The organism is Streptomyces sp. S3(2020) (assembly GCF_013044505.1).
GTDB lineage: Bacteria > Actinomycetota > Actinomycetes > Streptomycetales > Streptomycetaceae > Streptomyces.
Window position 1 is genome coordinate 26955 of the sequence record NZ_JABERD010000085.1, and the last position, 10572, is coordinate 37526.

At 72.0% G+C, this 10572-nt stretch carries 6 protein-coding genes; 2 read left to right on the plus strand and 4 right to left on the minus strand.

The features are described from left to right. Positions 1 to 179: 179 nt before the first annotated feature. Both HLK59_RS25685 and HLK59_RS25690 read right to left on the minus strand, forming a co-directional pair. The gene (locus HLK59_RS25685; RefSeq protein WP_171143870.1) at positions 180 to 3173 is read right to left on the minus strand and encodes an EAL domain-containing protein; all 2994 of its coding nucleotides are present in this window, start codon (positions 3171 to 3173) and stop codon (positions 180 to 182) included. A gap of 417 nt (positions 3174 to 3590) precedes the next feature. Next, positions 3591 to 4553: a 2-hydroxyacid dehydrogenase gene (locus HLK59_RS25690; protein WP_171143871.1), complete on the minus strand. Its 963-nt coding sequence runs from the start codon at positions 4551 to 4553 to the stop codon at positions 3591 to 3593. Between the two features lie 78 nt (positions 4554 to 4631). On the opposite strand from HLK59_RS25690, the gene HLK59_RS25695 reads away from it, so the two are divergent. After that, positions 4632 to 5630 carry an aldo/keto reductase gene (locus HLK59_RS25695; protein WP_171143872.1) on the plus strand — a complete coding sequence of 333 codons (999 nt, stop codon included), beginning with the start codon at positions 4632 to 4634 and terminating at the stop codon, positions 5628 to 5630. A 181-nt stretch (positions 5631 to 5811) separates the two neighbouring features. Then, positions 5812 to 6984: a PQQ-dependent sugar dehydrogenase gene (locus HLK59_RS25700; RefSeq protein WP_171143873.1), complete on the plus strand. Its 1173-nt coding sequence runs from the start codon at positions 5812 to 5814 to the stop codon at positions 6982 to 6984. Positions 6985 to 6987: 3 nt separating this feature from the next. Here the strand turns inward: HLK59_RS25700 and HLK59_RS25705 are convergent, their stop codons facing one another. Both HLK59_RS25705 and HLK59_RS25710 read right to left on the minus strand, forming a co-directional pair. After that, positions 6988 to 7182 (minus strand): DUF6191 domain-containing protein, encoded by a 195-nt coding sequence (locus HLK59_RS25705; RefSeq protein WP_171143874.1) that lies wholly within the window; start codon positions 7180 to 7182, stop codon positions 6988 to 6990. Positions 7183 to 7206: 24 nt separating this feature from the next. Then, a complete protein-coding gene (locus HLK59_RS25710; protein ID WP_171143875.1) occupies positions 7207 to 10266 on the minus strand; it encodes a LuxR family transcriptional regulator in 3060 nt (1019 codons plus the stop codon). Positions 10267 to 10572: the final 306 nt, after the last annotated feature.

Sequence of the window (10572 nt, forward strand, 5' to 3'; positions counted from 1 at the left end):
CCTGGTGTCTGTGCAACAAAAAACCCCTCGTGCCAGGAGGCAAGCGAGGGGAGCGCGCCGGGTGTGGTCGCTGGGAGTTCCGGGTCGATCCGGACGTCACCAGCTCAGCCGACGCGCTTTCCAAGTACGAGAATTCGGGTGCGCATGGCACAGACCCTGCCTCCGGCGCACACCCAGTGTCAAGCGGGTGGGACGGGAGTCTCATTATGTGAGCGAAGGGCACTTCCGCCTCCGAGAACAGCGGGGACACCACTTGTGTACACCCCCGCACCGCCCCCCGCGAACGCGGGCTCCGCCGGTCCGTGCGGTACCGGATAATGGCCGGAACCGAGCGCCCGGCGCAGCCGGTATTCGTCCAACGGACCGGAGAACGCCATTCCCTGTCCGTGTGTGCACCCCATCGCCCGCAGCGCCACGACCTGCTCCGGCAGATCCACGCCGTCGGCCACGGACTGCAACCCGAGATCCCCGGCGATCCTGAGCAGCCCACTGGTGATCTTGTGCAGCCGCGCGGACTCCACGACCCCCTCGACCAGACTGCGGTCGAGTTTGAGTACGTCGACGGGGAGTCTGCGCAGTGCCGTGATCGCCGCGTATCCGCTCCCGAAGCCGTCCAGGGCGATCCGGACGCCGAGCCTGCGCAGGGCGCTGAGACGGCGTTCCAGCTCGTCGAGGGAGACCCGGGGGTCGGTCTCGGACAGCTCGATCACCAGGGACCCGGACGGCAGCCCGTGCCGGGTCAGCAGGGCCTCGACCGAGCCGAGCGGCAGAGAGCGGTCCAACAGCCGGCGGGCGTTCATCCGGACGGCCACCGGCATGGTCAGCCCGGTCGCGGCACGCTCGGCGGCCTGCCCGACGGCCTCCTCCAGCATCCAGCGGCCCAGTTCCGCGGTCCTGTCGCTGTCCTCGGCCACCCTCAGGAACTCGGCGGGCGTGAAGAGCACCCCCTGCGAGGAGCGCCAGCGCGCCTGGGCGGCGACCGATGTGATCCGGCCGTCCTCCAGACAGACCACGGGCTGGTGCAGCAGCGCGAACTCGCCGTCGTGCAGCGCGGCACGCAGGCGCGTGGCCAGCTCCGCCTTGCGTACGACGTCCTGCTGCATCTGCGGCGCGTACAGCTCGACGCGTCCCTTTCCGGCCGACTTGGCGCGGTACATGGCCAGGTCGGCGTTGCGCAGGATCTCGCCCGCGCCGAGGCCGGGCTCGGAGAACGCGACGCCGATGGAGGCGGCGACGCGGACATCGTTGCCGTCGATGAGGTAGGGCTGGGAGAGCGTGATCCTGAGGCGGTCGGCGAGCTCCAGGATGTGCCGCTCGCGGGCGCCGCGGTCACGGGTGCCGTCCCCGACGATCAGGGCCGCGAACTCGTCGCCGCCGAGCCTGGACGCGGTGTCGCCGTGCCGGACCGCGTCCTGGAGTCTGCGGGCGGCCTGGACGAGCAGTTCGTCCCCGGCCTGGTGCCCGATCGTGTCGTTGACGGCCTTGAAGCCGTCGAGGTCGATGAAGAGAACGGCGGTACCGCGGTCGGAGGCCCGGCGGCCGGAGAGCGCGTGCTGGACGCGCTTGGTGAACAGGGCGCGGTTGGGCAGGTCGGTGAGCGGGTCGTGCTCGGCGTTGTGCTGGAGCTGCGCCTGCAGGCGCACTCTTTCGGTGACGTCCCGGCTGTTGAAGATGAGGCCGCCGTGGTGGCGGTTGACGGTGGACTCGACATTGAGCCAGCCTCCGTCGCCTGACCGGAAACGGCACTCGATGCGCGTAGTGGGTTCATCGAGAGGGCTGGCGGCGAGGAAGCGGCGCACCTCGTGCACCACGCAGCCCAGGTCCTCCGGGTGGATGAGATTGGCCAGTTCGGTGCCCACGAGGTCCTCGGCGGGGCAGCCGTAGACGCCGGCGGCGGCCGGGGAGACGTATCGGAGGATCCCATTGGGTGCGGCGATCATGATGACGTCGCTGGAACCCTGCACCAGGGAGCGGAAGTGGTTCTCCTTCTGCGCCAGTTCCTGGGTGAGGGTGATGTTGTCGAGCAGCATGATGCCCTGGCGCACCACGAGGGCGAGCACGACGGTGCCGCCGGTGAGGAGCACCACGCGGTCGACGCTGTGGCCGTTGAGGACGTTGTAGAGGATGCCCAGCGTGCAGACGGCGGCGGCGAGATACGGCGTGAGCGCGGACAGGGAGCCGACGATGGGCCCCGAGGCCGGGTACCGGCTGTGATCACCTCCCTGCGGGGGTGCGTGGTGGTGGATGCCGCCGCGCTGTCCCGGCAGGTGCTCGTGGACCACGCGCGTGTGCCCCCCTCCGTCCTGCCCTTCGGTGGTCGGCTGCCCCTGCCGGGACGCGGCCCAGGGCGCGTACGCGAGGAGGAGCGAGCCCGCGAACCAGCCCGCGTCCAGCAACTGGCCGGAGCGGTAGGCGTTCTGGACCAGTGGCGAGGTGAACAGGGCGTCGCACATGACGGTCAGGGCGAGTGCGCCGATCGCGGTGTTCACCGCCGTACGGTTCACCGCCGAGCGCCGGAAGTGCAGCGCGAGCACCATGCTGACCAGGGCGATGTCCAGCAGCGGGTACGCCAGCGACAGCGCGGTCTGCGACACGCTGGAGCCCTCGGACCGCGCCGCCTGGGCGAGGGCCAGGCTCCACGAGAGCGTGAGCAGCGAGCCGCCGATCAGCCAGGCGTCCAGTCCGAGGCAGACCCAACCGGCCTTCGTCACCGGCCGTTTGGCGAGGACCAGCAGGCCCACGATGGCGGGCGGCGCGAAGCACAGGAAGAACCCGTCGGCGTAACTGGGGCTGGGCACGGGGCGTTGCAGCACGACCTCGTACCACCCCCAGACCAGGTTGCCCAGGGAGGCCATGGCCGAGGAGAGGGCGAACAGCATCCAGGCGAGTCGAAAGCGGACGCGGCGGTTACGGGCGTAGAGGAAGCAGGAGACGGCGGCGATGCCCGCCGCGGCGCTCAGCCCGAAGTCGCCCATGATCAGCGCGACTTCCTCGGAGCCCCAGCCGAGCGCGGAACCGACGGCGTATCCCGCGCACACCAGGGCCAGGAGGAGTTGGTGGACCAGACTCGCCCGGCTGCCGGAGACCGGCGGCCGGGGCAGCCGTGCCCCTGGCGAAGGCTGTGCCCGCAGCGCTCCGTTGAGGGTGGTCGTGGGAGGCGGCGGCGAACTCACCGGACCCTCCTGGTCCGCGCCGCTCCAGGGTCCCGGGAGTCCGGGGTCGCTGGATGCGCATGCCTCCTGCGGCTGTTGTGCCTGCGGTGGTGGTGGCTGTGACGGCAGTTGTGGCTGCCGTGGTGACCGCGTCTGCGCGCTGCCGTGCGCCAGGGTCGCCGTCGGCGGCTTCGCCGCGTCGGATCGTTCGTCCATAGGCCGTGCATCGCCCGTCGCCCCCCTCACAGTCTGCAATGTCCATCCCCGGCGCCGAACGGTGCGCGGCGCAGCCCCTGTCGGGACGATACACCAGTCTCGTCACTCAGGGACATAGTTCCTCTACGCTCCGTGACGACCAGCGGCGATGCGAGCACGTACCGCGTCCGGAAGGTAGCGGAGGGTACCGGAAGCGGATTACGCGCTTGTTGCTCCGCGGATCTACGCGCTTGTGGGGCCCGTCGTAAGGATCACGTTGCGCAGCGGCTCCCGGTTCACGAAACGTCCCAACTGGTCCACCAGCAGCCGCTTTGCGCGCGGCAGGAACGCGGACGTCGGTCCGCCCACATGGGGACTGATGAGCACGCCGGGCGCCTGCCACAACGGGTGCCCCGCGGGCAGCGGTTCGGGGTCGACGACGTCCAGGGCCGCGGTGATCCGGCCGCTCTCCAGTTCGGCGAGCAGGGCCTTGGTGTCGACGACGCCACCGCGCGCGACGTTCACCAGGAGGGCGCCGTCCTTCATCCGCGCCAGGAACTCGGCGTCCACCAGACCTCGGGTGGTGTCGTTCAGCGGGGTGGAGAGGATGACGACGTCCGCCTCCGGTAGCAGGGCGGGCAGTTCGGTGAGCGGGTGCACCGGTCCGCGCTCCGTGGTGCGCGCGGAGCGCGCGACGCGCGCCACCCGCGCGACCTCGAACGGTACGAGCCGGTCCTCGATGGCGGCGCCGATGGAGCCGTAGCCGACGACGAGCACCGACTTGTCGGCGAGTGCCGGATGGAAGTCGCCCTGCCAGTGCTCCTGTTGCTGGGCGCGCACGAAGCCGGGGATGCCGCGCAGCGAGGCCAGTGTGAGGGTGAGGGCGAGTTCGGCGGTGCTCGCCTCGTGCACACCACGCGCGTTGCACAGGTCCACGCCGGGCACGATGTCGTCGAGTTGCGCCAGGACGTCGTCGACGCCCGCCGTGAGCGTCTGGACGAGCCGCAGGTTGCGCATCTCCTTCAGCGGGCGGACCTTCACGGGCTGCCGCTTCATGTACGGCACGACGTACACGACACAGTCGGCCGGGTCCCCGGGGAACTCCTGCTTCCCGTCCTCACCCCCGTCCCAGAAAAGGTAGTGGGGCCCTTCGGGGAGCCCTGCGATCTCTTCCGGCGGGATGGGGAGCCACACGTCAGCGGTCATGGATCCGAGGCTATGTCAGGTGCGTGAGGGAGCAGAGGTTAGGTTGTGGGGTGCCGGAAGAGGGAGGGTCACGAGCAGGTGGAGCGCAGGACGATCGGGGCGGCGGCGCTCGCGGTGGGGGATGTCGGACTCGGTTGCATGCCGATGAGCTGGGCCTACAGCGGGTCGCGGCAGCGGGGCGAGGAGTCGCTCAGGGCCGTGCACCGGGCGCTGGACCTGGGCTCGACGCTGCTGGACACGGCCGACATGTACGGCCCGTTCACCAATGAGCTGTTGGTGGGGCGGGTGTTGAAGGAGCGGCGCGCGGAGGCCTTCGTGTCGACGAAGGTGGGGCTGCTGGTCGGCGAACAGCACATCGTGGCCAACGGCCGCCCCGGCTATGTGAAGCGGGCGTGCGACGCGTCGCTGCGGCGGTTGCAGACGGACGTGATCGACCTGTACCAGCTGCATCGGGCCGACCCCGAGGTCCCCGTCGAGGAGACCTGGGGCGCGATGGCGGAGCTCGTCCAGGCCGGGAAGGTGCGGTCGCTGGGGCTGTGCGCGGTGGGTGCGCGCGGCGGCCGTCGGTCCGGGGCCCGTCTGCACGACGCCACGATCCGCCAGTTGCAGCGCGTCCAGCAGGTCTTCCCGGTGAGCGCGGTGGAGGCGGAACTGTCGGTGTGGTCGCCGGAGGCCCTGGAGTCGCTGCTGCCGTGGTGCGAGTCCCGCGGCGTCGGCTTCCTGGCGGCGATGCCGCTGGGCAACGGCTTCCTCACCGGCACCCTGACCCCTGGCGAGGGCTTCGAACCGGACGACGTCCGCGCCCGCCACCCCCGCTTCACGGCGGAGATGATGGCCGCCAACCAGCCGATCGTCGTCGGTCTGCGCCGCATCGCCGCCCGCCACGGCGACGCCGTCACACCCGCCCAGGTGGCCCTGGCGTGGGTGCTGTCCCGGGGCCGCCACGTGGTCCCGGTGCCGGGCGCCAAGCAGGAGCGCTGGGTGACGGAGAACGCGGCGGCGGCCGGCCTGCGGCTCTCCGCGCAGGATCTGGCGGAGGTGGCGGAGCTGCCGGGGGCGCGGGGATCCTGGGACTGACGGGATCGTGCGGGCCGGTGGGATCGTGCGGGCTGACGGCTGATCGCTACGGCTACGGCTACGGCCGACGAGATCGTGCGGCTGAAAGGCCCGTCGTGGTTCGGGTCCCGGAGATCGGGAACCTGTGAGGCCCGAGCGGTGTAAGAACAGTAGAACCCACCGCGTCGAAGGGACCGAGAACGTGCAACGACGAGCAGTGGCGGCCGTGTTGGCCGCAACCGCGCTCCTGGTGACGGCCGGATGTTCCTCGGACGACGGCGGTGGCGCCGGCGGCGCATCGGGCGGTGGTACGACACCGGGCAGCGGTACGTCCTCGGCGTCCTCCCCCACCCAGCAGGCCGCCGAGGAGACTCCTCCCGCGAAGGGCTCGGTGAAGGTGCTCCGTACGGCCGCCACCGGCCTTGACACCCCCTGGGGCCTGGCCCCGCTGCCCGACGGGGATCTGCTGGTCTCCTCCCGGGACGAGGCGACGATCACCCGGATCGACGGAGAGACCGGCAGGAAGACCGAGCTGGGCGAGGTGCCGGGGGTCTCCCCCGCAGGCGAGGGCGGGCTCATGGGCCTCGCGCTGTCACCGGACTACGCCTCGGACCACATGGTCTACGCCTACTTCACCTCGGCCTCCGACAACCGCATCGTCCGCATGCTGTACGAGGAGGAGAAGCCGTCCGGCGAGCAGCTGGGCGCACCGGACACCGTGTTCAGGGGCATCCCCAAGGGCTATATCCACAACGGCGGCCGGATCGCCTTCGGCCCGGACAAGATGCTGTACGCGGGCACGGGCGAGAGCGGCAACACCGGTCTGTCCCAGGACAAGAAGTCCCTGGGCGGCAAGATCCTGCGGCTGACCCCGGAGGGCGAGCCGGCCCCGGGCAACCCGTTCCCCGACTCCCCGGTGTACTCGTGGGGCCACCGCAATGTGCAGGGCCTGGCCTGGGACGCCAAGCAGCGTCTGTTCGCCTCGGAGTTCGGCCAGGACACCTGGGACGAGCTGAACGCGATCGAGCCGGGTGGCAACTACGGCTGGCCGGAGGTCGAGGGCAGGTCCGACGACGGCGACTACCGCAATCCGATAGCCCAGTGGGCCACGGACGACGCCTCGCCCAGCGGTATCGCCTACGCCGAGGGCTCGATATGGATGGCGGGACTCAAGGGCCAGCGCCTGTGGCGCATCCCGCTGAAGGGCACGGAGGCCTCGGCCGACCCGCAGGCGTTCCTGGAGAGTGAGTACGGCCGGCTGCGCACGGTGGTGTCGGCGGGCGGCGACAAGCTGTGGCTGGTCACCAGCAACACGGACGGGAGGGGCGACCCGAAGGACGGCGACGACCGGATCCTCCAGGTGCAGGTGAGCTGACGGCTACCCGTCCGAGGGCTCGCCCGACGGCTCGCCGGGCGTCGGCCGCCGGACCACGACCTTGCCGGACGCGAGGTCTATCGGCCCGCGTCCGGGATCGTTGTCACCGACGTCCTCCCGCGTCAGTTCCAGCCGGTTCTCTTCGTCCTGGGTGTGTTTTCGGCCAGGTGCGAACAGTTCCTCAAAGGCGTTGAACACGGGACCTCCCTCGGCAGGCGTCCTTTACAGCGTAAGCCTGGCGTCAGGTGTTCGATCGGTGAGCGGCTCCGCCGGGAACAGCCCCAGCCGGTGCGCCACCGCCGCGGCCTCGCCCCGGCCCGAGACGCCGAGCTTCGCCAGGATGTTCGAGACATGGACGCTGGCCGTCTTCGGGGAGATGAACAGCTCCTCGGCTATCTGGCGGTTGGTGCGGCCGGCGGAGACCAGGCGCAGCACATCGCGCTCCCGGCCGGTGAGGCCGAGGGCATCGGCCTGGTCGGCGGGGGCCTGGGCTCGCTTCGGAGCGTGGGTCAGGGGGAGGCGGGCGCGCTGGGCGAGCTGGGTGACGGCGTCGGTGAGAGGCCGGGCCCCGAGGTGGCGGGCTACGGCGTGGGCGAGGCGGAGCAGCTCCGTGGCACGGTCGCGTTCGTCCTCGCCGCCGGTGGTCAGGAGCGACTCGGCGAGGCGGTGGCGGACGCGAGCGAGGTCGTAGGGGCGGTCCAGTCGCTCGAAGGCGGCGGTCACCTCGGACCAGTCGTCGGGGTCGCTCTTGCCCTCGGCGCGCAGGAGCTCGGCGCGGACCCAGCGTTCGTAGGCCTGCCAGACGGGGACGTTGGTGGCCAGGGGCTTGGCGGCGGTGCGGATGCGTTCGAGGAGTTCGGCGCGGCCGGGGTCGGCGACGGGCAGGCCTAGGGCGTCGGCCTCCATGGCGGCGGCGGTGAGCAGGAGGGGCCAGGCGTAGCGCTGGGTGTCGGGCGGGAAGCCGGTGTCCATGGCACGTTCGAGTTCGACGCGGGCGTCCAGGAGGCGGCCCTCGCCTGCGGCGACGCCGATGGCGACGCGGGAGAGGGGGATCTCGTTCTGGGGCGGCCGGTCGTGGCTGCCGAAGTGGTTTCGGGACGCGGCCAGTTGGCGGCCGGACTCGGCCAGGTCGCCTCGGGCGAGGGCGAGTTCGGCGCGCAGGAGGGCGTGGAAGCCGAGGGGCTTGGCGCTCTGCCCGACGCGCCCGGCGTGGTCGGAGGCTTCGGCGGCCTCGTCCCAGCGGCCCAGGCTGCACAGGGATTCGGCGAGGTTGCCCCAGGCCCAGGCCTCGCTGTCCGGGAGGCCGTACTGGCGGGTGTAGGCGAGCCCTTCCTCCAGGATGGGCACGGCATCGGCGGAGCGTCCGACGGCTTCGAGGGCGTCCGGAAGGTTCACATAGACGCGGGCCGCGACGGCGGACAGGCCCTGCTCGACCGTCTGCCGCTTGACGTCCAGCATCTCGGCGAGGCCTGTCTCGATGTCACCGGCGTGGACCATGAGGCTGCCGAGGGTGAGCCGGGCGTTCATCTCGATCTCGCGGACGCCGAGCATGCGCGCGTACTCCACGGCGCGCTCGGCGGCGGAGAAGGCGTCGGGGCCGGGGACGTGCACCATGGACCAGTTGGCGACGTTGGCGAGGACCTCGGCGTGCACCTCGGAGGGGGGCAGGCCGCGTACCAGCTCCTGGGCGGTGGCCAGTTCCGCCCAGCCGTCGCCCCGGGAGAGCGCCGAGATCAGCCGGGAGCGCTGGATCCAGAACCAGGCGGCGCGCAGCGGATCGCCCTCCTCCTCCAGGAGGTGCAGCGCCCGCTTGGTGATTTTCAGGGCGCGTTCCCGCTCCCCGCTGAGCCGGCCGGCCACCGCGGCCTCGGCCATCAGGTCGAGGTAGCGCAGCGGGGTGGTGGCGGGGTCGCAGCCGCAGGCGGGGTAGACCTCGGCGTAGTCGACGGGGCGCAGGGCGGCGCGGACGTCCTCGGGGGCGGTGTCCCAGAGCTCCATCGCGCGTTCCAGGAGCCGCAGTTGTTCGGAGTAGGCGTGCCGGCGGCGGGCGGTGACGGAGGCGTCCAGGACGGCGGGCAGGGCCTTGGCGGCGTCGTGGGCGTGGTACCAGTAGCTGGCCAGACGCATGACGCGGCCGTCGGCCGGCACGAGCGCGGGGTCGGTCTCCAGGGCCTCGGCGTAGCGGCGGTTGAGGCGGGAGCGCTCGCCGGGCAGGAGGTCGTCGCTGACGGCCTCGCGGACCAGGGAGTGGCGGAAGCGGTAGCCGTCGCCGTCGGGTGCGGCGCTGAGGATGTTGGCGTTCACGGCGGCCCGTAGCGCCTCGATGAGGTCGTCCTCGGCGAGCCCGGCGACGGCGGCGAGCAGCCGGTACTCGACGGTGGAACCGCCCTCGGCGACGACCCGGGCGACCCGCTGGGTGCTCTCGGGCAGTCCCTCGACGCGGACCAGGAGCAGGTCGCGGAGGGTGTCGGTGAGGCCGGTGCAGCAGCCCTCGTGGGCGGCGACGGCGAGTTCCTCGACGAAGAAGGCGTTGCCGTCGGAGCGTTCGAAGATGTCGTCGACGGTGGCCGGGTCGGGTTCGGAGGCGAGGATGCCGGCGATCTGGCGGCCGACCTCGGTGCGGTTGAAGCGGCCGAGTTCGAGGCGGCGGACGGTGCGCAGCCGGTCGAGTTCGGCGAGCAGGGGGCGCAGTGGGTGGCGGCGGTGGATGTCGTCGGCGCGGTAGGTGGCGAGGACGACGAGGCGGCCGGTGCGCAGGGTGCGGAAGAGGTAGGCGAGGAGGTGACGGGTGGAGGCATCGGCCCAGTGCAGGTCTTCGAGGGCGACGACGACCGTGCGGTCGGCGGCGACGCGCTCCAGGACGCGGGCGGTGAGTTCGAAGAGGCGGGCCATGCTCTGCTCGTCGTGGCGTCCCGGGGGTGCCTCGCCCAGTTCGGGCAGGAGCCGGGCCAGTTCCTCCTCCTGGCCCGCGGCCGCGGTGGTCATCTCGTCCGGCAGTTCGCGGCGCAGGGCGCGCAGGGCGGTGGAGAACGGGGCGAAGGGCAGCCCGTCGGCGCCGATCTCGACGCAGCCGCCGAGCGCGACGACCGCGCCCTGTCCGCCAGCCGCGGTGGCGAACTCCTCGACGAGACGGGTCTTGCCGACACCGGCCTCGCCGCCGATCAGCAACGCCTGCGGCTCGCCCGTGGCGGCACGGGCGAGTGCCTCGTTCAAGTGGGTCAGCTCATCGGCGCGACCGACGAACACGGGACTGACGGACCTGGTCTCCACGGGCCCGAGCATCGCACGGGGGTCCGACAGCGCGGCACCGGTTTTCGCGGGGAGCGGGCGCACGGGTTCGGCGGGGAGCGGGCGCTCGGGCACCGCCCCGGCCGACGGCGCGGCCACGGGCGGCCTCGACTCCGCGCCCCCGTCCGCCACCACAGGACGGGAGGCCGTCCCCGCCTCCCCCGTCACGGACCCCACCGCCATCCCCGCCTCCGTTCCCGCCCCCGCCCGCCCCGTGACCCCCCGCGCCCCCCGCCCCGCCTGCGGCACCGCGCCCGTCTGGTCGCGTCTGCCGGGGTTCCGGGGGCCGCCCCCCGCGGC

Bases quoted from the DNA above. Each gene is read 5' to 3' on its own strand.
- HLK59_RS25690 (WP_171143871.1), bottom strand. From the start codon at position 4,553: ATGACCGCTGACGTGTGGCTCCCCATCCCGCCGGAAGAGATCGCAGGG.
- HLK59_RS25710 (WP_171143875.1), bottom strand. From the start codon at position 10,266: ATGCTCGGGCCCGTGGAGACCAGGTCCGTCAGTCCCGTGTTCGTCGGT.